The sequence below is a fragment of the Streptomyces sp. NPDC030245 genome, from assembly GCF_055572995.1.
This window is the reverse complement of sequence record NZ_JBVICF010000007.1, coordinates 245,297-271,834: the sequence shown is the minus strand read 5'-3', so window position 1 is coordinate 271,834 and position 26,538 is coordinate 245,297. Positions and strand designations below refer to the sequence as shown.

At 73.2% G+C, this 26,538-nt stretch carries 24 protein-coding genes; 16 read left to right on the top strand and 8 right to left on the bottom strand.

Translation table 11 applies throughout. From position 1 onward, the window contains the following. The first annotated feature begins 70 nt into the window (after window positions 1-70). The 8 genes from ACZ4Z4_RS20835 to ACZ4Z4_RS20800 all read left to right on the top strand — a co-directional run bounded on the left by ACZ4Z4_RS20835 (window position 71) and on the right by ACZ4Z4_RS20800 (window position 8,607). Window positions 71-949: an alpha/beta hydrolase gene (locus ACZ4Z4_RS20835; RefSeq protein WP_468329021.1), complete on the top strand. Its 879-nt coding sequence runs from the start codon at window positions 71-73 to the stop codon at window positions 947-949. A 184-nt stretch (window positions 950-1,133) separates the two neighbouring features. Beyond that, the gene (locus ACZ4Z4_RS20830) at window positions 1,134-2,087 is read left to right on the top strand and encodes an alpha/beta hydrolase (protein ID WP_468329018.1); all 954 of its coding nucleotides are present in this window, start codon (window positions 1,134-1,136) and stop codon (window positions 2,085-2,087) included. Next, window positions 2,080-3,261 (top strand): acyltransferase family protein, encoded by a 1,182-nt coding sequence (locus ACZ4Z4_RS20825; protein ID WP_468329015.1) that lies wholly within the window; start codon window positions 2,080-2,082, stop codon window positions 3,259-3,261. Before ACZ4Z4_RS20830 ends, ACZ4Z4_RS20825 begins: the two co-directional genes overlap by 8 nt. 10 nt (window positions 3,262-3,271) lie before the next feature. Further along, complete coding sequence (locus tag ACZ4Z4_RS20820; protein WP_468329012.1) at window positions 3,272-4,597, top strand: sensor histidine kinase; 1,326 nt, start codon at window positions 3,272-3,274, stop codon at window positions 4,595-4,597. Then, the gene (locus tag ACZ4Z4_RS20815) at window positions 4,594-5,262 is read left to right on the top strand and encodes a response regulator (protein WP_468329008.1); all 669 of its coding nucleotides are present in this window, start codon (window positions 4,594-4,596) and stop codon (window positions 5,260-5,262) included. Before ACZ4Z4_RS20820 ends, ACZ4Z4_RS20815 begins: the two co-directional genes overlap by 4 nt. 87 nt (window positions 5,263-5,349) lie before the next feature. Next, window positions 5,350-6,687, top strand: a complete 1,338-nt coding sequence (locus ACZ4Z4_RS20810; RefSeq protein WP_468329005.1) for a sensor histidine kinase — start codon at window positions 5,350-5,352, stop codon at window positions 6,685-6,687. Continuing rightward, window positions 6,684-7,361 (top strand): response regulator, encoded by a 678-nt coding sequence (locus ACZ4Z4_RS20805; protein WP_468329002.1) that lies wholly within the window; start codon window positions 6,684-6,686, stop codon window positions 7,359-7,361. The genes ACZ4Z4_RS20810 and ACZ4Z4_RS20805 overlap by 4 nt, the downstream gene beginning before the upstream one ends. A 19-nt stretch (window positions 7,362-7,380) precedes the next feature. After that, window positions 7,381-8,607, top strand: a complete 1,227-nt coding sequence (locus ACZ4Z4_RS20800) for a cytochrome P450 (protein ID WP_468328999.1) — start codon at window positions 7,381-7,383, stop codon at window positions 8,605-8,607. Between the two features lie 34 nt (window positions 8,608-8,641). Here the strand turns inward: ACZ4Z4_RS20800 and ACZ4Z4_RS20795 are convergent, their stop codons facing one another. Next, entirely contained in the window at window positions 8,642-9,508 is an 867-nt protein-coding gene (locus ACZ4Z4_RS20795) for a diacylglycerol kinase family protein (RefSeq protein WP_468328996.1), read from the bottom strand. A 176-nt stretch (window positions 9,509-9,684) separates the two neighbouring features. Between ACZ4Z4_RS20795 and ACZ4Z4_RS20790 the strand changes: the two genes are divergently transcribed. Then, a complete protein-coding gene (locus tag ACZ4Z4_RS20790; RefSeq protein ID WP_399535686.1) occupies window positions 9,685-10,968 on the top strand; it encodes an adenylosuccinate synthase in 1,284 nt (427 codons plus the stop codon). On the opposite strand, the gene ACZ4Z4_RS20785 is transcribed toward ACZ4Z4_RS20790, so the two are convergent. The 4 genes from ACZ4Z4_RS20785 to ACZ4Z4_RS20770 all read right to left on the bottom strand — a co-directional run bounded on the left by ACZ4Z4_RS20785 (window position 10,952) and on the right by ACZ4Z4_RS20770 (window position 15,740). After that, the gene (locus ACZ4Z4_RS20785; RefSeq protein ID WP_468328993.1) at window positions 10,952-12,550 is read right to left on the bottom strand and encodes a substrate-binding domain-containing protein; all 1,599 of its coding nucleotides are present in this window, start codon (window positions 12,548-12,550) and stop codon (window positions 10,952-10,954) included. The two genes, ACZ4Z4_RS20790 and ACZ4Z4_RS20785, sit on opposite strands and share 17 nt — an antisense overlap. 100 nt (window positions 12,551-12,650) lie before the next feature. Beyond that, on the bottom strand, window positions 12,651-14,534 hold the full coding sequence (locus ACZ4Z4_RS20780) for a serine/threonine-protein kinase (protein ID WP_468328991.1): 1,884 nt from the start codon (window positions 14,532-14,534) through the stop codon (window positions 12,651-12,653). A gap of 79 nt (window positions 14,535-14,613) precedes the next feature. Then, window positions 14,614-15,120 carry a MarR family winged helix-turn-helix transcriptional regulator gene (locus ACZ4Z4_RS20775; RefSeq protein WP_468329458.1) on the bottom strand — a complete coding sequence of 169 codons (507 nt, stop codon included), beginning with the start codon at window positions 15,118-15,120 and terminating at the stop codon, window positions 14,614-14,616. A gap of 14 nt (window positions 15,121-15,134) precedes the next feature. Further along, window positions 15,135-15,740, bottom strand: a complete 606-nt coding sequence (locus ACZ4Z4_RS20770) for a type 1 glutamine amidotransferase family protein (protein ID WP_468328989.1) — start codon at window positions 15,738-15,740, stop codon at window positions 15,135-15,137. 144 nt (window positions 15,741-15,884) lie between these two features. On the opposite strand from ACZ4Z4_RS20770, the gene ACZ4Z4_RS20765 reads away from it, so the two are divergent. Continuing rightward, window positions 15,885-16,532: a DUF4956 domain-containing protein gene (locus tag ACZ4Z4_RS20765; RefSeq protein WP_468328987.1), complete on the top strand. Its 648-nt coding sequence runs from the start codon at window positions 15,885-15,887 to the stop codon at window positions 16,530-16,532. After that, complete coding sequence (locus ACZ4Z4_RS20760) at window positions 16,529-17,356, top strand: VTC domain-containing protein (protein ID WP_468328984.1); 828 nt, start codon at window positions 16,529-16,531, stop codon at window positions 17,354-17,356. The genes ACZ4Z4_RS20765 and ACZ4Z4_RS20760 overlap by 4 nt, the downstream gene beginning before the upstream one ends. On the opposite strand, the gene ACZ4Z4_RS20755 is transcribed toward ACZ4Z4_RS20760, so the two are convergent. Next, window positions 17,274-18,638: a sensor histidine kinase gene (locus ACZ4Z4_RS20755; RefSeq protein ID WP_468328981.1), complete on the bottom strand. Its 1,365-nt coding sequence runs from the start codon at window positions 18,636-18,638 to the stop codon at window positions 17,274-17,276. The genes ACZ4Z4_RS20760 and ACZ4Z4_RS20755 overlap by 83 nt on opposite strands. 4 nt (window positions 18,639-18,642) lie before the next feature. After that, entirely contained in the window at window positions 18,643-19,350 is a 708-nt protein-coding gene (locus ACZ4Z4_RS20750; protein ID WP_468328978.1) for a response regulator transcription factor, read from the bottom strand. A gap of 80 nt (window positions 19,351-19,430) precedes the next feature. On the opposite strand from ACZ4Z4_RS20750, the gene ACZ4Z4_RS20745 reads away from it, so the two are divergent. The 5 genes from ACZ4Z4_RS20745 (at window position 19,431) to ACZ4Z4_RS20725 (ending at window position 25,609) form a co-directional block, all read left to right on the top strand. Next, window positions 19,431-19,940 carry a hypothetical protein gene (locus ACZ4Z4_RS20745; protein WP_468328976.1) on the top strand — a complete coding sequence of 170 codons (510 nt, stop codon included), beginning with the start codon at window positions 19,431-19,433 and terminating at the stop codon, window positions 19,938-19,940. Window positions 19,941-20,240: 300 nt separating this feature from the next. Then, a complete protein-coding gene (locus ACZ4Z4_RS20740) occupies window positions 20,241-21,596 on the top strand; it encodes an aminotransferase class III-fold pyridoxal phosphate-dependent enzyme (RefSeq protein WP_468328972.1) in 1,356 nt (451 codons plus the stop codon). A gap of 137 nt (window positions 21,597-21,733) precedes the next feature. Next, window positions 21,734-22,429 carry a GntR family transcriptional regulator gene (locus ACZ4Z4_RS20735; protein WP_468328970.1) on the top strand — a complete coding sequence of 232 codons (696 nt, stop codon included), beginning with the start codon at window positions 21,734-21,736 and terminating at the stop codon, window positions 22,427-22,429. Beyond that, window positions 22,426-24,834 (top strand): dolichyl-phosphate beta-glucosyltransferase, encoded by a 2,409-nt coding sequence (locus ACZ4Z4_RS20730; RefSeq protein ID WP_468328967.1) that lies wholly within the window; start codon window positions 22,426-22,428, stop codon window positions 24,832-24,834. The genes ACZ4Z4_RS20735 and ACZ4Z4_RS20730 overlap by 4 nt, the downstream gene beginning before the upstream one ends. Window positions 24,835-24,958: 124 nt before the next feature. After that, window positions 24,959-25,609 carry a hypothetical protein gene (locus tag ACZ4Z4_RS20725; RefSeq protein WP_468328964.1) on the top strand — a complete coding sequence of 217 codons (651 nt, stop codon included), beginning with the start codon at window positions 24,959-24,961 and terminating at the stop codon, window positions 25,607-25,609. Window positions 25,610-25,620: 11 nt separating this feature from the next. Here ACZ4Z4_RS20725 and ACZ4Z4_RS20720 read toward each other — a convergent pair whose 3' ends face one another. After that, window positions 25,621-26,424, bottom strand: a complete 804-nt coding sequence (locus tag ACZ4Z4_RS20720) for an SLATT domain-containing protein (RefSeq protein WP_468328961.1) — start codon at window positions 26,422-26,424, stop codon at window positions 25,621-25,623. Between the last annotated feature and the right edge of the window lie 114 nt (window positions 26,425-26,538).

The window sequence follows — 26,538 nt, the reverse complement described above, 5'->3', positions numbered from 1 at the left end:
CCCGCCGCTCCGCGTCCCGGAGGGGCCGGGGGGTGAGCCCGCCGCCGTACCGCTGTTGAGAGGTTGCCGCATGCCGGACGACGCCGCCGTGGCCCGCGATGCCGCCGAGGCCGAAGCCGCCTTCTCGCATCCCGCCGTGGAGCCGGACGCCACCGTCGCGTACGGCGAGCACCCCGACCAGCTCGTCGACTTCTACGCGCCCAGGGGCGACGTGGGCCGCCCCGCGCCCCTCGTCGTCCTGCTGCACGGCGGCGCGTGGCGCGCGCCCTACGACCGGCGCCACGTCACGCCGTTCGCCGACTTCCTGGCCCGCCGCGGCTTCGCGGTGGCCAACGTCGAGTACCGCAGGGGCAGTCCGATCCCCGCACAGGGCGGCACACGCCCGGTGGCCGGACGCTGGCCCGAGACCTTCGACGACGTGGCCGCCGTCTTCGACGCGCTGCCCTCGCTCGTCCGGGAAGCACTGCCGTCGGCCGACCCGCGCCGCACCGTCGTGACCGGGCACTCGGCGGGCGGCCACCTCGCGCTGTGGGCCGCCGCCCGGCACGTCCTGCCCGCCGACGCGCCGTGGCGCACCGACCGCCCGGCACCGCTGCGCGGAGTCGTCGCGCTCGCGCCGATCGCGGACTTCCGCGCCGCAGAGGACCTTGCGGTCTGCGACGGCGCGCCGGTGCAACTCCTGGGCGGCGGCGGCCGGTTCGAGGCGCGGCTGCCGTACGCCGACCCGGCCGCGCTGCTGCCGACCGGCATCGCCACGACCGTGGTGCAGGGCCGCACCGACATCGTCGTGCCGCAGGCGGTCGCCGAGGCGTACGCCGACGCGGCCGCGAAGGCGGGCGAGGTCGTGGGGCTCACCCTCCTTGAGGACGTGGGCCACTTCCCGCTGATCGACCCGGCGGCTGACGCGTGCGCGGTGGTCGCCGAGGAGATCGCCCAGCTGGCGTTCTGACGCGCCTGCCACAGGGCTCAGGGCCACCACTCCGGCCCGTCCCGGGGATACCCGTAATACCTGAGAGCTACGGCGCGGCTGTATACCCCAGCGTGATGTGAGCGACAGCGCCCGATCCATAACTTCCTCTCCGTGAGAGCGAGTCGGAGCACCGGCCCGCACGGAAGCGGAAGGTATGGACGCGATGAGGTTCCGGTCCCGGCGGCTGCGCCGCACCCTGCTGGCCCTCGGTGTGGCCGCCGCCGTGGTGGTCCCGGTGTCGGGCGCCGCGCGCCCGGAGATCCCGGCCCCGGCGCCCGCCGCGCTGGGCCGCGTCACGGCGGCGACCCTCCTCGACGCGTACGCGGCGAACCGGGCGAACGCCACCGAGGCGGCGGCCCGCGCCGAGCGGTACGGCGCGGCGGACCGGGCCGCGGCGCTGCGCTCCATGGCCTCGCCCGGCCGGCACTTCCTCGCCTTCGACGGGCGGGGCGCGGGCCGCACCGCCGAGGTCTTCGGCGACTTGGCGGGCGCGGACCGCGTCGCCGTCCTGGTGCCGGGCTCGGACACGTCCCTCGACTCGTACGGCAGGCTGCGCTCCGGCGCCCTCACCCTGCACGCGGAGCTCGGCCCGCGCACGGCCGTCGTGGCCTGGCTCGGCTACGAGACGCCGGGCACCGTCAGCCCCGCCGTCCTGACCACCGGCCGCGCGGAGGGCGCGGCGCCCGCGCTGCGCTCCTTCGTCGGCGAGCTGCACGGCATCAACGCCCACGCGCGCGTGTCCCTGCTCTGCCACTCGTACGGCTCGGTGGTGTGCGGCAGCGCCGCCTCGGGGCCGCGCGGCCTGGACGTCGCCGACATCGTGTTCTACGGCAGTCCGGGCACCGGCGTCGACGGCGCCGACGACCTGCACACGCGGGCCCGGATCTGGGCGGGCCGCGGCGCGGGCGACTGGATCGCCGACGTGCCGCACACCAGCGCCGACGTCTTCGGCACGACCGTCGGCTTCGGCACCGACCCGGTCTCCGCGGACTTCGGCGCCCGCGTCTTCGCGGCCGGCGACGGCGGCCACAGCGACTACCTGAAGCCGGGCTCGGTCCCGCTCGGCAACCTCGCGCGGATCGTGCGCGGCGACGACACGGAGGTCACTCGTGCGTGAGCGCCTGACCGGTCTCGTCCGGCGGGTCGACGCGGCCACGCCCCCCGGCCGGGACCGTGCCGTCGACGGGCTGCGGGCCTTCGCCATCCTCGGGGTGGTGGGTGGCCACTGGCTGGTCACCGCCCTGGTGTGGGACGGCGGCACCCTCCGCGCCGCCAGCCCGCTGCGGCACATGCCGTGGCTCGCGCCGGTCTCCTGGGTCTTCCAGACGCTCGCCGTGTTCTTCCTGGTGGGCGGGCACGTGGCGACGAAGAGTTACGCGTCGGCGCGGGCGCGCGGCACCGGCTACCTGCCGTGGCTCGCGGCCCGCGTCGGTCGCCTCTTCCGGCCGGTCGCCGCGGTGCTCGCGCTGTGGACCGCGGTCGGCGCGGGCCTGGTCCTGTCGGGCGCGGCCCCGGACACCGTCCACACGCTGGTGAAGCTGGCGCTGTCACCCCTGTGGTTCCTGCTGGCCTTCGCCGGTCTCACCGCGGCGACCCCGCTGGTGCGGCGGCTCAACCCGCTGTGGCCGCTGGCCGTCGTTCTCCACGTGGACCTCATACGGTTCGGATACGGCGGCCCGGCCTGGCTGGGCTGGGTCAACCTGGCGGCGGGCTGGCTCGTGCCCTACACGCTGGGCGCGGCCTGGGCGCGCGGCGAGCTGACGCGGCACTCGGGCCGGGTGCTCCTTGCGGGCGGCGCGGCGGCCACCGCCGGTCTCGTCCTGTGGGGCGGCTATCCCGCCTCGATGGTCGGCGTCCCGGGCGAGCCGGTGTCGAACCTGAACCCGCCCACGCTGGCGGCCGTCACCTTCGGCCTCGCCCAGTGCGGTCTGGCGCTGCTGCTGCGGGAGCCCTTGGCGCGGTGGCTGCGCCGGCCCGCGGGCTGGGCCGCGGTGGCCCTGGTGAACCTCTCCGCGATGACGATATTTCTCTGGCACCAGACGGCACTGATGGCGGTCACCGCGCTCGGTCTGCTCGCCGGCACGCCGCTGCCGGGCCTGCACACCGTGCCCGACGGGCTCGGCTGGGTGGCGGCCCGCCTCGCCTGGCTGCCGGTGTTCGCGCTGGGCCTCGCGGTGTGCTGGGCGGCGTTCCACACGTACGAGCAGAGGGGCGGCGGGAGTGGCTCCCGGGCCGTGCGGGTGCACCGGGGGCGTGGGGCGGCCGGAGCGGAGGCGGTGCGGCGTGCCTAAGGTTCAACTTGTGGAGAGGGCGGACGCGGGGGACGGGCACAGCGGTGACGAGGGCTTCGGCGGGCTGGTGCTGAGCGCCGTGCGGCCGCTGGGACGGTTGGGGCGGATGCCGCTGCCGCCGCCGGCCAAGCCGAAGCTGCTGCGCTGGACGCCGCACGTCCTGGTTGTCTGGATGAGCGTCGCGGTGACCCTCGGCAACCTCGACCAGTTCGTCGACCGGTACCACCTCGGGTACGGGATCGGGCTCCTCGTCACGTTCACGCAGGGCACGGCCATCGTCCTGGCCCTGTGGCGGCCGGTCGACGCGTGGTGGCTCTCGCTCGCCGCGGCCGAGACCGCCGCCCTGTGCGCGACGGGAAACCTCACCCCCGACGTCGCGCACGAGCCGTGGCCCTGGGGGCCGCCCGCGCTCATGGGCCACGCCGTGATCATGCTGCTGCTCGCGCTGCGGCTGCCCGCCCGCTCGGCGGTGGCGGCGTTGGTGGCCAGCGCGGCGCTGCCGCCGCTCTTCCAGCGGGTGCGCGCCCCGCACACGTACGAGAGCACGGTGGCCCTCGCGGTGATCGTCCTGGGCGCCGCCACGCTGATCGGCGTCCTGCTGCGCGGCCGCCGTGAGGCCCGCAAGGAACTCGTCCGGCAGGAGACGCTCACCGCCGAGGAGCGCGCCCGCCGCACCCTCCTCGAGGAGCGCAGCCGCATCGCCCGCGAGCTGCACGACGTCGTCGCCCACCACATGTCCGTGATCTCCATCCAGGCGCAGGTCGCCCCGCACCTGGTGAAGGACCCGCCCGACGAGCTCAGGGAGAACCTTGCGGGCATCCGCGAGAACGCCCTGGAGGCCCTCACCGAACTCCGCCGCGTCCTCGGCGTCCTGCGCTCGGAGAACCCCGGGGACCCGGACGCCGCGCCCCAGACCCCGCTGCCCACCCTGGAGCGCCTCGACGGCCTCCTCGACAACGCGCGCGCGGCCGGGCTGACCGTCCACCGTGAGAGTGCGGGCGAGGCGCGCCCGCTGCCGCCCGGCGTGGACCTGTCGGCGTACCGCATCGTGCAGGAGGCGGTCAGCAACGCGATCCGGCACGCGCCGGGGTCGACGGTACGGATCCGGCTCGCGTACACGCGGGCCGGGCTCGGCGTCCGCGTCACCGACTCCGGCGCGCGCGGCGCGGCGCCGCCCTCGCCCGGTGCGGGGCACGGGCTGCTCGGCATGAGGGAGCGGGCGGCCATGCTGGGGGGCGACCTCGTCACAGGACCCATCCCGGGCGGCGGCTACGAAGTCTCCGCCCACCTGCCGACCACCACCGTTCAGCCGACTCACGGAGAGACGACACCATGACGATCAAAGTCCTGATCGCCGACGACCAGATCATGGTCAGACAGGGCTTCTCCGTCCTGCTGAACGCGGAGCCGGACATCGAGGTGATCGGCCAGGCCGTCGACGGCGCGGACGCGGTCGCCCAGGTCGCCGAGCTCGTCCCGGACGTGGTCCTGATGGACATCCGCATGCCCGAACTGAGCGGCATCGAGGCGACCCGCCGCATCACGTCCACCCTGCCCGGCGTGCGGGTCCTCGTCCTGACCACCTTCGACCTCGACGAGTACGTGTACGAGGCGCTGCGCGCGGGCGCCTCCGGCTTCCTGCTCAAGGACGCGTCGGCGGACCAGCTCGCGGAGGCGGTCCGCGTGGTGGCCGCGGGCGACGCGCTGCTCGCGCCGGGGATCACGCGGCGCCTCATCGCCGAGTTCTCCCGCATGGACGGCGGCCCGCGCGGCCCGCTCAGGTCCCGCGTCGGCGACCTCACCGAGCGCGAGACGGAGGTCCTCGCGCTGATCGCGCAGGGCCTGTCGAACGCGGAGATAGCGGCGCGGCTCGTGGTCGCCGAGCAGACCGTGAAGACACACGTCGGGCGCATCCTGGTGAAGCTGGGCCTGCGCGACCGCACGCAGGCGGCGGTCTTCGCGTACGAGTCGGGAGTGGTCCGCCCGTCGAACGGCCTCTGAGGCCGCCGAGTAGTACTTGCGACGGACCTCTCCGAACCCGTCCTGGTGCGGACGACCGCCCGGCCGCGCCCCCGTACCTTCGTAGGCGTGACCGATACGACTGAGCAGCTCAAGGCCCACGGCCGCACCAGCTCCGAGTACCACCTCGTGATGGACCTCTTCGGGGGCATGCGCCAGGCGCTGTTCCACGACGCCTTCGTCTACCGGCCCCTGCCGCCCCGGGGCACGTACGGACCGCTGAGCAGCCGGCTGCCCGAGCGGATACGCGGTTACGCGGTCTGGAGCCGGCACGCCCTGGTGGTGTCCGCCGCCCTGATCACCCTGCTCCTCGCCGCCGGCACGGGCGGCGTCGCGAACGACATCGCGTACGTCCTGACCGGTTTCATCCCCGCGGTGGCGATCCTGATGACGCTGGCCAGGCCGGTCGGCGCCTACTGGTTCTCGCTGCTGTCCACCCCGGTCACCGGCGCGCTCGGGAACAGCTGGGACGGCTGGCCGTGGGGGCCCGCCGCGTTCTTCGGGCACATCGTGGTGATGGTCGTCGTGGCGGCCAGGACGGGGCCGCGGACGGCGCTGTGGATGTGGGTCGGCACGGGCGTGTACGCGGTGGCGGCCGAGGTGTTCCTCGGCGGCATGGGCACGAACGCCCCGCAGATGCTGTTCTTCTCGGCGCTCGCGCTCCTGATCACCACCGTGGTGCACGTGCGCCGCGAGGCGCAGCGCGAGGTCACCGTGCAGCGCACCGTCACCGCCATCGAGCGCGACAAGCGGACCCTCCTGGAGGAGCGCACCACCATCGCCCGCGAGCTGCACGACGTGGTCGCGCACCACATGTCGGTGGTCGCCATCCAGGCGGAGGCCGCGCCCTACCGTGTGGAGAACCCGCCGCCCGAGCTGGAGCAGGCCTTCGTGACGATCCGCGAGAACGCGGTGTCGGCACTGACCGAGCTGCGCCGCGTCCTCGGTGTCGTACGGGCGGAGGACTACGAGGCGCCGGACGCCCCGCAGCCCACGCTCGCCGACCTCGACCGGCTCCTCGACAACGTCCGCGACGCCGGCCTGACCGTCGACAAGGTGGTCACCGGAGCGGTCCGCGAGCTCCCGCAGGGCGTGGAGCTGTCGGCGTACCGCATCGTGCAGGAGGCGCTCAGCAACAGCCTGCGCCACGCGCCGGGCGCCGCCGCCCGCGTCGAGGTGGGCTACGTCCTCGGCGGGCTCGGCCTGCGCGTCGTGAACGGCCCGGCGACCGGCCTGGTCAAGCCGTCCCCCGGAGCGGGCCACGGCATCACGGGGATGCGTGAGCGGGTGACGATGCTGAACGGCGAGATGACGGCGGAGCCGACGGCCGAGGGCGGCTACGAGGTGACGGTGTTCCTGCCGGTGCCGCTCGCCGACCGGCTCGACCCGGCGGGAGAGGACGCATGACGATCAAGGTGCTGATCGCCGACGACCAGATGATGGTCCGCGAGGGCTTCTCCGTCCTGCTGAACGCCATGCCGGACATCGAGGTGGTCGGCGAGGCGGTGAACGGCCGTGAGGCGGTCGAGCGCGTCCGGGAACTCGCCCCCGACGTCGTCCTGATGGACATCCGCATGCCCGAGCTGAACGGCATCGAGGCGACCCGCGAGATCGTCGCGTCCGAGGGCGACACGGACGGGTGCAAGGTCCTCGTCCTGACCACGTTCGACCTCGACGAGTACGTCTACCAGGCGCTCCGCGCGGGCGCTTCCGGCTTCCTCCTCAAGGACGCGTCGGCACGCCAGCTCGCGGACGGCGTACGGGTGGTGGCGTCCGGCGAGGCGCTGCTCGCGCCGACCGTCACCCGCCGCCTGATCACCGAGTTCTCGAAGCTCGCGGAGACGCCGCGGCTCTCGGCGGCCGTCCAGGCGCAGCAGTACGGCGAGCTCACCGAGCGCGAGACGGAGGTGCTCGTCCTCATCGCGCAGGGCCTGTCGAACGCGGAGATCGCCTCCCGGCTCGTGGTCGCCGAGTCCACCATCAAGACGCACGTCAGCCGGGTCCTGGTGAAGCTGGGCCTGCGGGACCGCACGCAGGCCGCGGTCTTCGCGTACGAGGCGAGGCTGGTCACACCGGGGTGAGCGGGGCTAGCGTCCGGCCATGGACGCCGCCTTCGACGCCTCCGAGGTCTTCGCCCCTTCGTCGCCCTCCTTCGTGGCCGACCCGTACCCGGCGTACGCGACCCTGCGGGAAAGGGGCCGGGTGCACCGCTACGAGCCCACCGGCCAGTGGCTGGTCCCGCACCACGCGGACGTCGCGGCCCTGCTGCGCGACCGCCGCCTGGGCCGCACCCACCTGCACCGTTTCACGTACGAGGAGTTCGGCCGCGAGGCCCCGCCCCCGGAGCGCGAGCCGTTCCACGTCCTCAACGACAACGGCATGCTCGACCTGGAGGCGCCCGCCCACACCCGCATCCGCCGCCTGGTCGCCAAGGCGTTCACACCCCGCACGGTCGAGCAACTGGAGCCCTACGTACACCAGTTGGCGGACCGCCTTGTGTGCGACCTGGTGGCGGACGGCGGCGGGGACCTCGCGGTCCGCGTGGCCGAGCCGCTGCCCGTGGCGGTCATCGCGCAGCTGCTGGGCATCCCGGAGAGCGACCGCCCCCTCCTGCGCCCCTGGTCGGCGGCGATCTGCGGCATGTACGAGCTGAACCCGTCCGAGGAGACGGCGGCGCGGGCCGTACGCGCGTCCCTGGAATTCACCGCGTACCTCACGGAGCTGATCACCGACCGCCGCCGGAAGCCGGGCGACGACCTGCTCTCGGCCCTCGTCGCGGCCCACGACGAAGGGGACTCGCTCACCGAACAGGAGATGATCTCGACCTGCGTGCTGCTGCTCAACGCAGGGCACGAGGCGACGGTGAACGCCACCGTCAACGGCTGGCACGCGCTGTTCACGCACCCCGCGCAGCTGGCCGCGCTGCGCGCCGACCCCGCCGGGCTCGTCCCCACGGCGGTCGAGGAGCTGCTGCGGTACGACACCCCGCTCCAGCTCTTCGAACGCTGGGTCCTCGACGACATCGAGATCGACGGAGTGACGGTCCCGCGCGGCTCGGAACTGGCCCTCCTCTTCGGCTCCGCCAACCACGACCCGGCCGTCTTCGACACCCCCGCCACCCTCGACCTCACGCGCCGCGACAACCCGCACATCTCCTTCAGCGCGGGCATCCACTACTGCATCGGCGCCCCCCTGGCCCGCATGGAGCTGACGGCCTCACTCGGCGCGCTGCTGCGCCGCGCCCCGGGGCTGCGCCTCGCCGCGGAGCCGGAACGCAGGCCGAACTTCGTGATCCGGGGGTTCGAGGAGCTCCTGGTCGAGGTGTGAGCCGGACCGCCGCCCGGCCGTGGCCCCCGGCGGCTCACCGCGGCAGCGTCAGCCGCCACGCCTTCGGATGGACCGTCCAGGTCCGGCTGCGCACCGGGCCCGCCACCACCGCGTCCGCCCGGTAGCGGAAGTCCGCCCCCGACACCGTGACCGTCCGCGCCCGCACCCGCAGCGGCGCCGCCTCCGCGCCCACCGACGTCGGCCGGACCTCCACCTGGGCGAGGCCGCCGGGCCCCGCGGTGACGTGCAGGGTCTCGACCGGCTGGTCCAGGTCGACGAGCGTGACCCCGTCCGCCTCGATCCGCAGCCGCGCCGGGGAGCGCCCGTCGGCCGCCGCGAGCCGGGAAGGGCGCGTGGCGAGGGTCCGTACGAAGGACTGGCAGGTCCGCAGCCAGGCGTGGCCCCCGGCGGCGGCCCCGGCCGGCACGCGATCGGCGGCGCCGAGAGCGGCACCCCGGACGACCGCCGACGCTCCCACGGGCGGAATGCGCAGCTCGCCCAGGACGACCCCGTCGCTGTCGTCGACGAGCAGATCGAGCCGCCGCTCGGCCCCCTCCAGCACGGCCCGCGCCGCGGCGACCGCCCCGGCCGGCACACCGAGGCCCCGCGCGAGCGTCTGCGAGGCCCCCACCGGCACGACGGAGAGCACGCACCCGGCGAGGTCCCGCTCCCGGTGGAGGACCCCCACCGCCCGCAGCAGCGCCCGGTCGTCCCCGATCACCACGAGACGCCGGGCACCCCGTCTGGCCAGGGCTTTCGCGAAGTCCTCGGGGCCGTCGGGCAGACAGAGACGGACCGCCGCACCCGCACCGAGCACATCCTTCGCGATCCGTACCGACTCACCGTCCGTGCGCCGGGCGACCGGGTCGATGACGACTAGGAGCTGGTCGCGAGCCGACAACGTGCGCCCTTTCTTTTAGCCGTTCTTTGAGACCTCGGGTAGCATCTTTGTGCAAGAGCCCCTTGCGCTATTGCGCCAGGGGCTTCGTCTATTCCGGGGCAGCATCCAAGGCACACCCATACGGCGGCTACGGCCCCAGACCTTGGACATGCCCCGCCCGGAAGGGGTGTACGCCTGTGCCCGCACTTGTGCTGCTCGGTGCTCAGTGGGGTGACGAAGGCAAGGGAAAGGCCACTGACCTGCTCGGTGGCTCGGTGGACTATGTAGTGCGCTACCAGGGCGGCAACAACGCCGGCCACACGGTTGTCGTAGGCGACCAGAAGTACGCGCTGCATCTCCTCCCTTCCGGGATTCTCTCCCCGGACTGTGTGCCTGTCATCGGCAATGGAGTCGTCGTCGACCCGTCGGTCCTGCTCTCCGAGCTGAGCGGTCTGAACGAGCGCGGCGTCGACACGTCGAAGCTCCTGATCAGCGGAAACGCCCACATCATCACGCCGTACAACGTGACGGTCGACAAGGTGGGCGAGCGCTTCCTCGGCAAGCGCAAGATCGGCACGACCGGGCGCGGCATCGGCCCGACGTACGCCGACAAGATCAACCGCACCGGCATCCGCGTGCAGGACCTCTACGACGAGTCGATCCTGAAGCAGAAGGTCGAAGCGGCCCTTGAGCAGAAGAACCAGCTCCTGACCAAGGTGTTCAACCGCCGCGCGATCGAGGCGGAGCAGATCGTCGAGCAGCTCCTGGAGCACGGCGAGAACATCAAGCAGTACGTCGCCGACACCACGCTGATCCTGAACAACGCGCTCGACGACGACAAGGTCGTCCTCTTCGAGGGCGGCCAGGGCACGCTCCTGGACGTGGACCACGGCACGTACCCCTTCGTCACCTCCTCGAACCCGACCGCGGGCGGCGCCTGCACGGGTACGGGCGTGGGCCCGACGAAGATCAGCCGCGTCATCGGCATTCTGAAGGCGTACACGACCCGCGTCGGCGCGGGCCCGTTCCCGACGGAGCTGTTCGACGCGGACGGCGAGGCGCTGCGCACCATCGGCGGCGAGCGCGGTGTGACGACCGGCCGTGACCGCCGCTGCGGCTGGTTCGACGCCCCGATCGCCCGCTACGCGACGCGCGTCAACGGCCTGACGGACTTCTTCCTCACCAAGCTCGACGTCCTCACCGGCTGGGAGCAGATCCCGGTCTGCGTGGCGTACGAGATCGACGGCAAGCGCGTCGAGGAGCTTCCCTACTCGCAGACCGACTTCCACCACGCGAAGCCGATCTACGAAATGCTGCCGGGCTGGTCCGAGGACATCACCAAGGCCCAGACCTTCTCCGACCTGCCGAAGAACGCGCAGGGTTACGTGAAGGCGCTGGAGGAGATGTCCGGCGCGCCGATCTCCGCGATCGGTGTGGGTCCGGGCCGCACCGAGACGATCGAGATCAACTCGTTCGTCTAGTCGCAGAACCCTGTGGGAGGGGCGTCCCGGCACTGTCGCCGGGGCGCCCCTCCGCGCATACCCGCAGGCCTTCCGGGGTGGCGCACGGCAGGTGGCCGTGGGTGCGGATGACGTCGATACCGGTGCCGCGTGCGTAGGCGAGGAATCCGGCGGCGAGGGAGTCGGCGGGCGGGAGGCCGTAGGTGTAGGCGTACTCGATCTCGCGGTAGGGATAGCCCGTCTTCAGGAGCTGGTCGGTGGACGGCGCGTGGCCCTCCAGATCGAGGCGGTGCAGGCCCTTGAGGCCGGACGCGGCGCGGAGTTCGCTGTAGCCGATGGCGCCGGGGATGCGGCCGACGGCGTCGAGGACCTGGTCGGTGGAGTCGAGTTCGCAGCGGGTGACGGGGACGGACCGGTCGTCCTTGCTCAGGCAGTCGTTGGACGACGCCTTGATCTCGAAGTCGCCGCCGAGGAGGCGGCGTTGGAGCGTGTCGCGGGTGCCGGAGCTCGACCCGCGGCTGACGAGGACGACGGGCAGGTCGGGCCCGCCGAGCTCCTTCCAGTTGCGTACGTCGCCCCGGTAGATCCGACGCACCTGCGGCAGCGTCAGATTGCGCAGCGGTACGCGGTCGTTGAGGACGAGCGCGAAGACGGAGACGGCGACGCGGGTCTCGGCGAGTCGCGGGAAGACGTCGGACTTGGGCCCGTCGGAGAAGGTGAGCAGAGGCGGCGCCCCGTCCTTCTTCGCCCGGCCGAACTTCCGCCCCGCGTCGTCCAGTTCGCGCACACCAGCCGCACTGCCGTACGCGCTGACGGTGATGTCGGAGCCCGGACAGTCCTCCTCGTACTTGGCGGCGAGCTCCTCGGCGACCGGCGCGAACGCCGTCGAGCCGAGCACCGTCAGCTCGCCCGTCGCGCACTCGATCGGCGGCGGGTCGGTGTCCCGCAGCACGATGATCGAGGCCAGTGTGATCACGGACAGGGTGAGCAGCACGGTGAGGAGCTGCGCGGGCCGGGACAGCAGCGGCGGCTTGCCGTCGAGGGTGGTGGAGCGGTTGGGCCGCACCTCGCCGGCCTGGATGCCGCCGGAGAGGGTGACCTCGCCGCCGACGGGTCCGCCGGTGAGGAGGACGAGCAGCTTGTAATGCTGTCCCCGGTTGAGCGGGACGCGCGGGATGTGCAGGGTGCTGCCCTCGTACCGCAGCCCGGCCGCGGCCGTGAAGTGCTCCATCAGGTGGTCGTCGCCGGACGGCGCGGTGACGGCGAGACCGCGGACGGTGCGGCCGGTGAAGACGGCGGTGAGTCCGTGCAGGGCGCGGCCGCTGTAGTCGGCGTCGGTCACGGCCTGCGATCCGTCGTTCTCGACGCGCAGCAGGACGAGCGTGGCGTCGGACATCTCGGGTGTCTCGTCGAAGAGCCCGAGCCGCGTGTTGGCGCCCCCCGTACGGACGTTGTCCCCTATCGCCGTGTCCAGCTGCACTCGATAGCCGATGCGTTTGCGGCGCGGCACCCGGCGCTCGTACCAGAGCGCGCCGACGGTGGCGACCAGGCCGAGGGCGGCCGTGAGTACGGCGATGGTGTTCTCGGCGCTCAACCAGTCCATGGGCGGTGACGGTAGGCGGCGTGCTGCCGTCCGGCAGCGGCTTCCCCCTCCTGTCGCGCGCTGTTCGCCACGGGTTCAGCGAACCGCAGGCGTACTCCGGTCAGTTGCCCCGGTCGTACGTCAACTCGCCGCTCCCGTCCGTGTTCGCGCGCCGCAGCTTGCCGTTGCTGAGGATCGTGATGACGCTCGGCTCACCCGGCGTGCAGGACGACATGGGTTCGCCGACGGTGACCACGGTGGGGCCGATGCGCAGGCGGTCGCCGGACGCGGACTCCAGCTTCCCCTGGAAGACGCAGTGGTACGTGCCGCCGTCCTCGGTCGGCCCGTCCGCCGTCACCGAGAGCACCGTGTCGCCCACCTCACCTTGCTGGAGGGTGAGTTCGCGGGTGCTGCGCCCGGTGTCGGTGGTGAGGCTGCCGCTCCAGCCGCCCAGGTACTTGTCGGGGATGGCGCCCTTGTCCGGTGCCGGGGTCGTGGGGCCCGGGGTGCTCGGGCCGGGTGTCGGCGAGGAAGGCCCCGGTGTCTCCGGTGAACTGCTCGCACTGTTCTTGCCGGAGCCGCGCTTCTCCTCGGTGCCGTCACCGTTCATGACGGCGTAGACCGTGCCGCCCGCTCCGACGGCCACTATCAACGCCATGGCGACCAGCGCCACGGTCGACCGGGCGCTGCGGCGCGGGGGCTCGGGCAGGGGGGCGGGGCCGTACGGGGGTGTGGGGCCGTACCCGGGAGGGGGCAGCTGGGGGTAGCCGTACGGGGCGGGCCGGGGGTGCGGCGGCTGGTGGGGGTATCCGTACACCGGGGCGCCGGGCGGTGGCGTGGGCGGCGGGGCCTGCCCGGACACCATGGTGGGCAGGTGGTCGAGGGGCGCGGCGCCGGGGGCGCCGGGGGGCGGGGGAGTGGCCTGGTCGCCGTTGACCGCGGCCGGTATCGCGGGAGGGGCTTGCGCGGGCACGCTGTCCGGATCGACGGAACTGTCAGGGGCGACCGAGCCTTCCGAGCCTTCCGAGCTTTCCGAGTCCTCCGCGTCGTCAGGGCTCTCGGGGCTCACGGCACCCTCAGGGCTCTCCGGATCCTCCACCTCCAGCAACCGCACCGCATGCCGGCCGAGCTGGGCGACGAGTGCGGCCGGCAGCCACGGGTCGATGGTGCGGCCGTCGCCGAGCGCGGCCGCCGCGCCCGTGCGCTCCAGGATCTCGGCGAGGGAGGGCCGGGCCGCAGGGTCCTTGCGGAGGCATGCGGCGATCAGCTCGGAGAGGCTCTCGGGGAGCTCTGCCAGATCCGGTTCCTCCTGCGCGATGCGGAACATCAGCGCGTGCACCCCGCTGTTGGCCGTGCCGAAGGGCAGCGCCCCCGACGCCGCGTACGCGAGGACGGAGCCGAGGCAGAACACGTCGCACGCCGGGGTGATGCGGTCGCCGCGCACCTGCTCCGGTGCCATGAAGCCGGGCGAGCCGACCAGCGCGCCGGTGCGGGTGAGGCCGCCGTCGGTGACCGTCTCCAGCGCGCGGGCGATGCCGAAGTCGATGACGCGGGGGCCGTCGATGGTGACCAGGACGTTGGAGGGCTTGAGGTCGCGGTGGACGATGCCCGCCGCGTGGATGTCCTGGAGCGCGCCCGCGAGCCCGGCCGCGAGGATGGTCACGGACCGCTCGGGCAGCGGGCCGTGGTCGCGCGAGACGACGCTCTGGAGCGAGGGCCCCGCGACGTACCCCGTGGCGACCCACGGGATGGCCGCCTCGGTGTCCGCGTCGAGGACCGGCGCCGTCCACGCGCCGCCGACCTGCCGCGCGGCCCGCACCTCCTGCCGGAACCTGTTCCTGAACTCGTCCTGTTCCGCGAGCTCCTGGCGGACCAGCTTCACCGCGACCGTACGGCCGCGGTCGGACCGCGCGAGGTACACCTGCCCCATGCCGCCGGCGCCGAGCCGCGCCAGCAGGCGGTACGCGCCGATCCGCTGCGGATCCCCGGGCACGAGCTTCTCCATCGCCGCACCGACCTCCCCCATTGGTGTGCAACAGAGTGAGGATAGTGCGGGCGTGGGACGGGGTGGGGCGGGCTTGCCCCTACGGTTCCGTAACGGGTTCCGTATGGGGTTTCGCGACAGGTTCCGCGACGGGTTCCGGCTCGGCGGCGGCAGCCGTGTCCAGCGCGGCGGACAGCCGCTCCAACACCCGTACCGTCTCCGCGAATCCGTCCGCGCCGAGCACCCCCGCGAGGCGCTCCGCCAGCTCCGCGTGGCCCGGGTCGATCCTCGCGACCGCGGCCCGGCCCGCGTCCGTGGGGCGCAGCAGCTTGGCGCGGCGGTGGGCCGGGTTCGGGGCGTACTCGGCGAGGCCGTTGCGCACCAGGAGGTCCGCCACGCGCTGCACGCTCTGCCGCGTGATGCCCATCGCGCGGGCGATGCCGGCGACGGGCAGGGGTTCGCGCAGGACGGCGCCGAGGACCTGCCAGTGGGCGGCGGTCAGCCCCGCGGGCCCGGCCAGCTCCTCGGAGACGGCGAGGAACTGGCCGTTGAGCCGGAAGACGGTCAGTGCGGTGCGGCTGAGCAGGTCCTGCTGCGCGCGCGTCATCTGCGTCTCCGCGCTCACGAGTTGAGCGTTTCGTATGCGGCCGGGTCCGAGTCGTGGAAGAGGCGGTACCACGCGTCGAGCTTCCCGGCGTCGAGTACGTCGCCGAGCCGGCCGAAGATCTCCCGGGCGAACGCGACCGGTTCGGTCGGGCCCGCCGTGACCAGGTCGCCGTCGGTGACCGCGTCCGTCTCGACGTACCGCTCGCCGCCCTTGTAGCCGGTGGCGGCCAGGTACATCGGCGCGGCGCTGGTGTGCGCGCGGTCGTCGAGAAGCCCCTCGCGGGCGAGGCCCGCCGTGGCCCCGCAGATGGCGCCGACCGGCACGCCCGCGGCCAGGAACGCGCGGGCCGTGCGGGCGAACGGCGCGAGGTCGTCGCTCGTGTCCCACAGGTCGGCGCCCGGCAGGATCAGCAGCGAGCTGTCCGGGCCGTCCTCGGTGCGCAGGTCGCCGAGCGCCAGGTCGGGCTGGACGCGCAGGCCGCCGATGGAGGTGACCGGTGCGGTGGTCGGGGCGACCGTGCGGATCTCGTAGCCGAAGCGGGCGAGCCACGCCGTGGTGTGGCCGGTCTCCCAGTCGGCGAAGGTGTCGTAGACGGCCAGGTATACGGGCTTGCGGGACATCGGGGCCTCCAGGTGCCGTATCGATTGACAGCATCCTGGCAAAATGACAGCACGCTGTCAATGCATCGCCATCTCTATGGAGCCCGCGCTTCGTTAACGTCCACCAGGGGCGCCCTTAACCCGCACCTCCCTAGCGTCCTCGCCATGGACAGCACACTGACCCTCAGCGCCCACCTGGGCCTCGACCTGGCCGCCGTCGCCCTGCTGACCTTCGGGGTCTTCTATCCGCGGCACCGCAGGCGTGAGCTCGTCCCCGCGTATCTCGCCCTGAACGTCGCGCTGTTCGCGGTGGTCGCCGGGCTCGGGACCGTCGGCGGCGACGGCGGGCTCGCCCTCGGCTTCGGCCTCTTCGGGGTGCTCTCGATCGTGCGGCTGCGCTCCGACGCCCTTCAGCACCAGGAAGTGGCGTACTACTTCATCACCCTGGTGCTCGGCCTCCTCTGCGGTCTGCCCGCGCTCGGCCTGCCGGTGGCGGCGCTGCTCGCCGGCGTCCTGCTCGCGGTGATGTACGGCGCCGACCACCCCCGCCTCTTCGCGGGCGACCGGCGCGCCATCGTCACCCTGGACGCCGTCTACCGCGAGGAGGGCCCGCTCAGGGCCGAGCTGGAGCGGCGCCTCGGGCGGCCGCTCGGCTGGACGGTCCAGGAGGTGGATTACGTACGCGACCTCATGGTGCTGGAAGTCCGATTCCGGCAGCCGGAACCTTCCGGGCGGCGCGAGGAGTTGACCGTACGACGACGCACGACCCGGTCCCGCACGATCACCCCCGGCCACCAGAAGGAGACCGTGTGAACCCCGCCGTACGCGCCATCGGCCGCGCCGCGCTCGCCGCGCACCCCATCTCGCTCGACGAGGTGAACGCAAGGGCGGAGCTGCTCGCCCGCTTCGACAACAGCTATCTGGTGCCCGTCGAGATCTTCGAGGATCTCGCGGCCCTGCTGACCGACCCCCGGCGGCGCGGCGGCCCCTTCCGGGCGCTCAGCATCGGCGGAAAGCGCTGGTTCCGCTACCACTCGACGTACTACGACACCCCCGAGCTGCACACCTTCCACGACCACCGGCAGGGGCGGCGGCTGCGCTATCGCATCCGCGAGCGGGTCTACCGGGACAGCGGTGAGCGGCAGTTCGAGATCAAGCTGAAGAGCGGGCGCGGCGAGACCGTCAAGCACCGGCAGCGCCTGGAGGACGCCGACCACGTCCTGGACGCGGTGAGGCTCGGATTCCTCGCCGGAGTGCTGCGCGGGTCGTACGGCATCGAGGCGCCGGACGGGCTCACGCCCTCCCTCGTCACCGACTACCAGCGCGCGACCTTCGTCGCCGACGGGCAGCGCATCACGTGCGACGCGGGGCTCGTCGTGCGCGACACGGCGACGGGCCGCACCGCCGCCGCCGACAGCGGTCTCGTGCTGGTGGAGACCAAGACCAAGGGGCATCTGACGGACGCCGACCGGGTGCTGCACCGGTTCGGGGTGCGCGCCGCGGAGTTCACCAAGTACTGCGGGGGGTATGCCGCGGTCCGGCCCGAGCTGGGCGTCAACAAGTGGGCGCGGGCGGTGCGGACGGCGTTCCCGCGGGCGGCGGCCCCTCGGGGAGCGGGCGCGGGAACGTCAGGGTGACCTCGGCGCCGCGGTCCGTGCTCACCGTCTCGAAGCGGCCGTTCGCCTCCTCGGCCGTGCGGCGTGCGATGTCCAGGCCGAGACCTGTGGAGCCCGCGCCGCTCGTGCCGCGGTCCGGCGCGGTCGCGTCGGGGAAGCCGGGGCCCTCGTCGGCGACGGTGAGCTCCGCCTCGCCGTCGGGCAGGACGCGGACCGTCACGCGGTAGGCGGTGCCCTGGGGTGTGTGGTCCAGGACGTTGCCGATCAGGGCGTCCAGGGCGGCGGCGAGCTCGTCGGCGGGGACGGCGACAGGAACAGGCAGTGGTGCGTCCTCGCCGGGGGTGACCGTCTCCGCCCTGCGCCCCTGGTCCTCGGCCAACGGCGCCCAGAACGCGGCCCGTTCGCGGGCCACCGCCGCGAGGTCCGCGCGCGGCGCCTCGCGCAGCGGACGCCTCGCCCGGCGGATGACGTCGTCGACACTGCGCTCCAGGGCGGCGACGTCCGCCGCGATGCGGTGGGCCTCGGCCGGGTCGCGGAGGGTCTCCGCGTCCAGGCGCAGGGCGGCCACCGGGGTGCGCAGCCGGTGGGCGAGGTCGGCGGCGTTCTCCCGCTCGGCGGTGAGGAGTTCGTCGATGCGGGCGGCGAGGCGGTTCAGCTCGCCCGCCACCAGGCGGAGTTCGGGCGGGCCCTCCGGGGTGGCGCGCGCCGTGAGGTCGCCCGCGGCGAGGCGGTCCGCGGTGCGGGCGAGACGGCGGGTGGCGCCGACGAGCCGGGCACCGAGACGGTCGGCGAGGAGCAGACCGAGGAGTACGAGTCCCACGCCGATGCCCGCGAGCACGAGCCAGGAGGCAAGGGTCCCCGCGTACAACTGCTTCTCGGTGATGGTCACTTGCACCACGGCGGTCCCGTCCTTGGCGCCCTGCACGGGAACCAGGACGAGGCGGCTGCCGGAGTCCGTCTCATAGGTGAAGGCGCGGCCGGTGCGGGCGAGGCGCACCGGATCGGTGAGCGCGGAGCCGCTGTGCGCGCGCGGACCGATGACCGACCCGTCCGCGAGGATGAGGGAAGTGGCGGGCAGCCCCTTTCCGTTGACGCTCTCGACCGTCTGCTCGGCGGTCTCGCGCTCGTCGGCGGTCGCCAGGGCGGGGCCCAGGGCGTGGGCCACCCACTGGGCGCGTGCGGTGGCCTCCGCGGTGGCGCGGTCGGCGGCGTGGCTGCGGGTCAGGAGGGTGAGGGGGACGAGCAGGGCAGTGAGGACGAGGGCGGTGGTGGCCGCGGTCAGGAGGAGGAGGCTGCGGCGCATGGGTTCAGTCCGTGTCCGTGGTGGTGACGTGGCCCTCCGGGGCCGCGAGCTTCACACCGACCGTGCGGACCGTGTGCAGGTACCGGGGCTGCTGCGCGGTCTCGCCCAACTTCCGGCGCAGCCAGGACAGATGCACGTCGACCGTCTTGTCGGCGCCGCCCAGGGGCTGTTGCCACACCTCGGCGAGGAGCTCGCGGCGCGAGACGACCTGGCCGGGCCGGCGGGCCAGATAGGCCAGCAGGTCGAACTCGCGCGGGGTGAGGTCGAGGGGCGTGCCGTCGAGGGTGACCTCGCGGGCCGTCGGGTCGACGGAGAGGGCGCCCACGCGGAGGGGTTCCTCCGTCTCCGCCACGCCGAGGCGGCGCAGCACCGCCTTGATGCGGGCGTCCAGTTGGGCGGCGCCGAAGGGTTTGACGATGTAGTCGTCGGCGCCGGCTTCGAGGACCGTGACCATCTCGGGCTCGTCGTCACGGGCCGTCGCCACGATGACGGGAACGTCGCTGACCGCGCGCAGCATCCGCAGCACCTGGGCGCCGTCGACGTCCGGCAGCCCCAGATCGAGGACGACCAGGTCGGGCCCGCTGGTCACCGCCGCGTCCAACCCCGCCATGCCGCTCGGCGCGGTCGCCACGGCGTGCCCCTTGTCGCGCAGGGCGCGCACCAGCGCGCCGCGGAGCTGGGGGTCGTCCTCGACGACGAGAAGATGTGCCATACAACCACCGTAGTGTCCCGGTCCCTGTCCTTGTCGGGGCCTTAACCGGACGTTAGGAAACGATGCGGCACAGTGGTGGCATGAGGAAGTGGCGGAACGCCGTCGGCACGGCGGCGTGGGTGGCCGTGGGGACGGCGGCGGGAGCGCTGGGGGCGTGGCAGCTGGCGAGTGCGGACGGTGGGGGTGGGGCGGCGCACAGTCGTCCGCTGGACGAGGCGGCGGTTCGGAGGGCGCTGGCCGGGGCGGCGGACTCTCCTCCGGTACGCCGGGAAACCTCGCCCCCTGCGCGACTGCCGTCCTCGGCTTCCCCCTCGACTTCCCCCTCTCCCTCTGCTGAACGGTCGACGGTTCGGTTCACCGGCGGCTCGGCGACGGTGGGGTGCCGTCCCGACGGCACCGTCCGGCTCATCTCCTGGAGTCCCGCCGACGGCTTCCACATCGACGACGACGTCGAACGCGGGCCGGCGCCTGTCGTACGCCTGGAGGCGGAGCCGGCCGACGACGACGAACGGGAGGACCTTCCGTACGAGCTCCGTTGCACGGGGTCCGGCCCACGGGCCGAGGTCGTCCCCGATACGGACGAGGACTGAGTCCGGCCGCGCTCCGACTGCGGGCCCACTGTGGCTGATCGCGCAGTTCCCCGCGCCCCTGGGTAACCCGTTCCGCCGCCCCGGTTCTGCGCCCCAGAGCGGGGGCGCCCACCCGGCCCCCCTCTCAGGGGCGCGGGGAACTGCGCGACCAGCCCCCACCCACCCGCACCCGAAAAAAAGAAAAGCACCCGGAGGGAAAAGAAAGAGGTGGCGTCACCCGACACTCTGTCGGGTTCCACCCCCCACGCCCGACAGGACGCCCATGTCCCGTCCACTCCGTGGACATTTACCCTCGGCCCCATGACCCCTCAGCCGAACCCGCAGGTCGGCGCCTCCGTGAAGGCCACGGACCGCGCACATGTCTTCCACTCCTGGTCCGCACAGGAGCTCATCGACCCCCCGGCGATCGCCGGCGCCGAAGGCTCGTACTTCTGGGACTACGAAGGAAACCGCTACCTCGACTTCACCAGCGGCCTCGTCTACACCAACATCGGGTACCAGCACCCGAAGGTCGTCGCCGCGATACAGGAGCAGGCGGCGACGATGACGACCTTCGCGCCCGCCTTCGCCGTCGAGGCGCGTTCCGAGGCCGCACGCCTCATCGCGGAGCGCACCCCCGGCGACCTGGACAAGATCTTCTTCACGAACGGCGGCGCCGACGCCGTCGAGCACGCCACCCGGATGGCCCGCCTGCACACGGGCCGCCCCAAGGTCCTCGCCGCGTACCGCTCGTACCACGGCGGCACCCAGCAGGCCATCAACCTCACCGGCGACCCGCGCCGCTGGGCCTCCGACACCGGCACGGCGGGCGTCGTGCACTTCTGGGCGCCGTTCCTCTACCGCTCCCGCTTCTACGCGGAGACGGAGGCGCAGGAGTGCGAGCGCGCGCTCCAGCACCTGGAGGACACCATCGCCTTCGAGGGCCCCCAGACGATCGCCGCGATCATCCTGGAGACCGTCCCCGGCACCGCGGGCATCATGCTGCCGCCGCCCGGCTACCTCGCGGGCGTGCGCGCGCTCTGCGACAAGTACGGCATCGTCTTCGTCCTCGACGAGGTCATGGCGGGCTTCGGCCGCACCGGCGAGTGGTTCGCCGCCGACCTGTACGACGTCACGCCGGACCTGATGACCTTCGCCAAGGGCGTGAACTCCGGATACGTACCGCTCGGCGGCGTCGCCATCTCCGGGAAGGTCGCCGAGACCTTCGCCAAGCGGCCCTACCCGGGCGGCCTCACCTACTCCGGCCACCCCCTGGCGTGCGCCGCCGCCGTCGCCACGATCAACGTCATGGCGGAGGAGCGTGTCGTCGAGCACGCGGCGACCCTCGGTGCCGAGGTCATCGAGCCGGGCCTGCGCGCGCTCGCCGAGCGGCACCCGTCGGTCGGCGAGGTGCGCGGCGTCGGCATGTTCTGGGCCCTGGAGCTGGTGAAGAACAGGGAGACTCGCGAGCCGCTCGTGCCGTACAACGCCACCGGCGAGGCGAACGCCCCCATGGCCGCGTTCGGCGCCGCCGCGAAGAAGCACGGCCTGTGGCCCTTCATCAACATGAACCGCACCCATGTCGTGCCCCCGTGCAACATCACGGAGGCGGAGGCGAAGGAGGGCCTGGCCGCCCTGGACGCGGCGCTCTCGGTGGCCGACGAACACACCGTGTAGCACCGCCTCACCTGGGGTGACGGCATCGGGCGGGGGCCGGTTTCGGGCCCCCGCCCCGAAACCCCGACCGCGTAGTCTGGCGTGCTCGTAAGGGAACACACACACGACCACGTACACGACCTCCGCGGGGGAAACAGATGCCCGGCACCGACGGCCCAGCCGTCATCCGCAGCACTCTGCGCCAGCAGATCGCCGACGCCCTCCGCGACGAGGTCCTGGCCGGCAGGCTGGAGCCGGGCCAGGAGTTCACGGTCAAGGAGATCGCCGAACAGTACGGCGTCTCCGCGACCCCCGTCCGCGAAGCCCTGGTCGACCTCACCGCGCAGGGACTCCTCGACGCCGACCAGCACCGCGGCTTCCGCGTCCACGAGCACACCCTGGACGACTACCGCTCCATGCTGGAGGCCCGCGGTCTCGTCGCCGACGGCATCTTCCGCGACCTCACGGAGCGCGGCGCCCACCGGGACGTCGGCGACGCCCTGCTCTCCGTGCGCCGCCGCGGCGAGGAGGCGGCCCGCGCGGCCTGCGCCGGCGACCTGACCGTCCTCATCGGCTACGACCTGCGCTTCTGGCGCGAACTCAGCGCCCTCTTCGGCAACCCCCACCTCTCCGACTTCCTGCACCGCCTGCGCGTGAAGTCCTGGGTCTGCGCCGTCCCCCATCTGCGGCGCTGGAGCGACATCAACGGCGGTGACCTGCGCGGCCTGCTCTGGTCCCGGCACACCGAACTCGTCGACGCGCTGGTCCGCCGCGACCCGGCGGCCGCCCACGCGATCGTCGTCGAGTACAACGCGCACTCCCTGTCCCTCATCGAGCGGCTGGCCGCTGCATGAGCGTGGATCTGACGGTCGTCGTTCCCGCGTACGACGAGGAGCGGCGCCTGGGCCCCACGCTGGCCGCGCTCCGCGACCACCTCGACCTGACGTACCGGGGCGCGTGGGAGCTGATCGTCGTCGACGACGGCTCGACCGACCGCACCGCGGAGATCGCCGCCGAGGCGGCCGCCGACGATCCCCGCGTCCAGCTCGTCCGCGGCGGCCGCAACCGCGGCAAGGGCCACGCGCTGCGCCTCGGCGTCCTCGCCTCCTACGGCCGCCGCGTCCTGGTCACCGACGCCGACCTCGCCGCGCCCATCGAGGAGCTCGACCACCTCGACAAGGCGCTCACCGACGGCAACGCGGCCGCGATCGGCTCCCGCGCCCGCCCCGGCGCGACCATCGGCGCCCACCAGCACCGCCTGCGCGAGCTCCTCGGCCGGACCGGCAACTTCCTCATACGCACGGTCGCCGTCCCCGGAATCCGCGACACCCAGTGCGGCTTCAAGCTCTTCGACGGCGACCGGGCCCGCGAGGCGTTCGCCGCGTCCAGGCTGCACGGCTGGGGCATCGACGTCGAGATATTGCAGTACTTCCGGCGGGCCGGCTGGCCCGTCGCCGAGGTGCCCGTGCGCTGGTCCCACCAGGAGGGCTCGAAGGTCAGGCCGCTCGACTACGTGAAAGTCCTCGCCGAGCTGACCCTCCTCAAAGCCCGCTCGGTGCGCCGGGCGGACGTCCTGATCCCCCTCCTCTTCCTGGCCCTCTCCCTCTTCCTCTTCTCGGGACGCTGGCCGGCCCCGGCCCACCGCTACTTCCCCGACTCCATGCAGGACCAGAACCAGTGGGAGTGGTTCTTCGCGGTGACGGCGGACAACGTCCGCCACCTGAACAACCCCCTGTTCACCACCCTCCAGAACGTCCCGGACGGCGTGAACCTCATGGCCAACACGGTCATGCTCGGCCTCTCCGTCCCGCTCGCCCCCATCACCTGGCTCCTCGGCCCGGCGGTCGCCCTGAACGTGGCGATGACCGGCGGCCTCGCCGCCACCGCCCTCACCTGGTACCGGCTGATCCGCAGGCGGCTCGTCCCGCACCGGGGCGCCGCCGCCACCGGCGCGGCCCTCGCCGCCTTCGCGCCCCCGATGGTCAGCCACGCCAACGCCCACCCGAACTTCATCGTCCTGTTCATGATCCCGCTGATCATCGAGAGGGCGCTGCGGCTCTGCGAGGGCAGCCGGGTCGTACGCGACGGGGTCGTCCTCGGCCTGTTCACGACGTACCAGATCTTCCTCGGCGAGGAACCGCTCCTCCTGGCCGCGCTCGGCATGCTGCTCTTCGCCCTCGCCTACGCGGTCGTACGCCGGGACGTGGCGCGGGAGTCCTGGCGCCCGCTCGCGCGCGGCCTCGCGGTCGCCCTCGCGGTCACGGTCCCCCTGGTCGCCTTCCCCCTGTACTGGCAGTTCTTCGGGCCGCAGAGCTACAAGAGCGTGCTGCACGGCGACAACGCGGGCAACAGCCCCCTCGCCTTTCTCTCCTTCGCCGAGCGCTCGCTCGCGGGCAGCGACGCGACCGCCGACCACCTCGCCATGAACCCCACCGAGGAGAACGCCTTCTTCGGCTGGCCGCTCGTCGCCCTGGCCTTCGCGATCGTCGTACGCCTCTGGGAGCGCACGGTGGTCAAGGCGCTCGCGTTCACCGTGGTCGCGGCCGCGCTCCTCTCGCTCGGGCCGAAGTTCCGCATTCCGCTGACGGACACCGTCCTGCCAGGACCGTGGGCGGCCCTCTCCGACCTGCCCCTCTTCGAGTCCGTCATCGAGTCGCGGGTGGCGATGGTGTGCGCTCCGGCGCTCGGCATGCTGCTCGCGCTGGCACTCGCCCGCCTGCTCTCCGCTCCCCGGCGCACGCACCGGTACACGGGTCTCGCGGCCGTCGCCGTCGCGCTGCTGCCGATCGTGCCCGCGCCGCTCAAGGCCGTGGACCGGGCCGACGTGCCGCCGTTCATCGCGCAGGGCACCTGGCGCTCGTACCTGAGCGAGGGCGAGACCCTCGTCCCGGTGCCGGTCCCCGACCCCGGCAACGCGGAGGGCCTGCACTGGCAGACCGTCGCCGACCTGGGCTTCCGCATCCCGGGCGGCTACTTCAACGGCCCCTGGGGCCCCGACCGCATCGGCATCTACGGCCCGACGCCCACGAACACCTCGAACCTCCTCGGGCACGTCCGCTCCTCGGGCCGCGTCTCCGAGATCACCTCCGCCTGGCGCGAGGCGGTCCGCAAGGACCTCACCTTCTGGAACGCGGGCCTCCTGGTCCTGGCGCCGCAGCAGAACGACACGAAACTGCGCGCGACCGTGGACGCGCTGATCGGCCGTCACGGAAAGTGGGTGGGCGGCGTATGGATATGGGACCTGCACCAGGGCAGCTAGAGGACCAGGTGCGCAACTACGCTGCCTGCACGCGAAGCAACGCTCCGCACCTCCGTACCCCGCACCTCCGCAACGACCGCTCACTCGTACCGTCCGTCGCCCGACCTGACCCGAGGAGTCCTTCTTGGCCTGCGACCTGTGGCTGGTCCCGCTCGTCGACGTGCTGTGCCACAGCGCCGACAACCCCTTCGCGGAAGAGCTCGCCGTCTACGACAAGGCGCTGAACGAGGCGGGGCTCCCGCCGGTCCCCGTCTTCGCCTACATGCCCGGTCTGTCCGGCGACGTGGCCCCGGTCGCGGGCTTCGACTACGACGCGCTGCATTTCCTGCGCCGCGCGTACCTCCTCCAGATCTGCGGCCTGGAGGTCACGCCGGTCGACGCGCTCGGCGGTGACTACGAACAGCTCCTGGAGATGTTCGACGCCACGGCCCAGCAGTCGCACCTGGTCTGGCACTACGACCACGCGGGCGCCTACGTCCCCGTGGACTTCCCCGCCCCGCTCTCCAACGACGAGCTGCTCGCGGGCGGCGGCCCCCTCGGCTCCTCCCAGGCGCTCCTGCGCGAGCTGGAGTACGTGGCGCCCTCGATCGGCATAGACCCCGCCAACCCGCCCCTGCCCCCGGCCCCGCCCGCGGCCCCCACCTCCCTGGAGGAACCGGCGGCCACGCCACCGCCGGACGCGAGCCCCTTCGCGCGGGAACGCCACGTCTGGCTGGGCCTGCACGCGGCGGCGACCCGCAGCCTGGCACAGGGCTCGATGATCATCTACAGCTGACCGCCGACAGGTCAGCGGGGTTCCGGCGGCCGCTGCCGGGGCATGTTCGGCCGGGCCCCGGGCGGCAGAGGGAACCGCCCGGGGTGGGTCGGCGCCTCCCGCTGCGGACCGCCCGGAATCGTCGCCTGCATCGCGAGCGGCACGGGACCGGCCCGGAACTCCACCATCCAGTCCGAGGTCTCCGCCCGCACCAGCTCCGTCACGTCGTCGGAGAACCTGCGCAGCACCCCGAGGCACCGCTCGGCCGCTTCCCCGGCGGTGCCCTCGGTGGGCCCGAGGACCTCCCGCACGCTCTCCGACGCCCAGTCGAACTGCAACACCTGGAGCCGCCGCTGCACTGCCTGCGCGGTCGCCACGTCCCGCATCCAGCCGGACGTGAGCCCGAAGAACCGGTCGCACCCCACGCACGCCACGCCGGCGAGCAGCGACACGAACCCCCAGGAGGCATCGGGCCCGGCCACCGCGGCCAGATCGAGCAGCGGCAGCACGCCGGCGCCCACGGCGCCCAGCGCGGCGCCCACCCGCAGCAGCCGGGCCGCGCGCCGCTTCCGGCCGCGGTCGGCGAGATACCACTCGGCGGTGTCGAGGGCGCCGCGCTCCACCCAGCGGTACAGCTCGTCGAGGCGCGCGGCGGGCTCGCCCCAGTCGCCGAGGGGAAAGGCCCGCCCGGTCAGATCCCCGACCCGCGCCCCCGCACCCGCGCTCGCCCCGGGCCCCGCCCCCGGTCCCGGCCCGGAGCCCGCCCCCGAACCCTGCCCCTCGGGGGGCACCCCCTCAGGGGGCATCCCCTCGGGCTGCATCTCCGGCTGGCTCACCCGGCACTCCTCTACGAGATGGCGCGTATCGACCCCAATCTCTACCGCCCAATGGGTGGCCATGAGCCCGGATTCACGGCTTTTCCGCCCGGAAGAGGCGCTTGATCAGGTATA

Coding starts and splice junctions, on each gene's coding strand:
- ACZ4Z4_RS20835 (WP_468329021.1), top strand. CDS start 71: ATGCCGGACGACGCCGCCGTGGCCCGCGATGCCGCCGAGGCCGAAGCC.
- ACZ4Z4_RS20830 (WP_468329018.1), top strand. CDS start 1,134: ATGAGGTTCCGGTCCCGGCGGCTGCGCCGCACCCTGCTGGCCCTCGGT.
- ACZ4Z4_RS20815 (WP_468329008.1), top strand. CDS start 4,594: ATGACGATCAAAGTCCTGATCGCCGACGACCAGATCATGGTCAGACAG.
- ACZ4Z4_RS20805 (WP_468329002.1), top strand. CDS start 6,684: ATGACGATCAAGGTGCTGATCGCCGACGACCAGATGATGGTCCGCGAG.
- ACZ4Z4_RS20800 (WP_468328999.1), top strand. CDS start 7,381: ATGGACGCCGCCTTCGACGCCTCCGAGGTCTTCGCCCCTTCGTCGCCC.
- ACZ4Z4_RS20785 (WP_468328993.1), bottom strand. CDS start 12,550: ATGGACTGGTTGAGCGCCGAGAACACCATCGCCGTACTCACGGCCGCC.
- ACZ4Z4_RS20780 (WP_468328991.1), bottom strand. CDS start 14,534: ATGGAGAAGCTCGTGCCCGGGGATCCGCAGCGGATCGGCGCGTACCGC.
- ACZ4Z4_RS20775 (WP_468329458.1), bottom strand. CDS start 15,120: ATGACGCGCGCGCAGCAGGACCTGCTCAGCCGCACCGCACTGACCGTC.
- ACZ4Z4_RS20770 (WP_468328989.1), bottom strand. CDS start 15,740: ATGTCCCGCAAGCCCGTATACCTGGCCGTCTACGACACCTTCGCCGAC.
- ACZ4Z4_RS20765 (WP_468328987.1), top strand. CDS start 15,885: ATGGACAGCACACTGACCCTCAGCGCCCACCTGGGCCTCGACCTGGCC.
- ACZ4Z4_RS20755 (WP_468328981.1), bottom strand. CDS start 18,638: ATGCGCCGCAGCCTCCTCCTCCTGACCGCGGCCACCACCGCCCTCGTC.
- ACZ4Z4_RS20750 (WP_468328978.1), bottom strand. CDS start 19,350: ATGGCACATCTTCTCGTCGTCGAGGACGACCCCCAGCTCCGCGGCGCG.
- ACZ4Z4_RS20745 (WP_468328976.1), top strand. CDS start 19,431: ATGAGGAAGTGGCGGAACGCCGTCGGCACGGCGGCGTGGGTGGCCGTG.
- ACZ4Z4_RS20740 (WP_468328972.1), top strand. CDS start 20,241: ATGACCCCTCAGCCGAACCCGCAGGTCGGCGCCTCCGTGAAGGCCACG.
- ACZ4Z4_RS20735 (WP_468328970.1), top strand. CDS start 21,734: ATGCCCGGCACCGACGGCCCAGCCGTCATCCGCAGCACTCTGCGCCAG.
- ACZ4Z4_RS20730 (WP_468328967.1), top strand. CDS start 22,426: ATGAGCGTGGATCTGACGGTCGTCGTTCCCGCGTACGACGAGGAGCGG.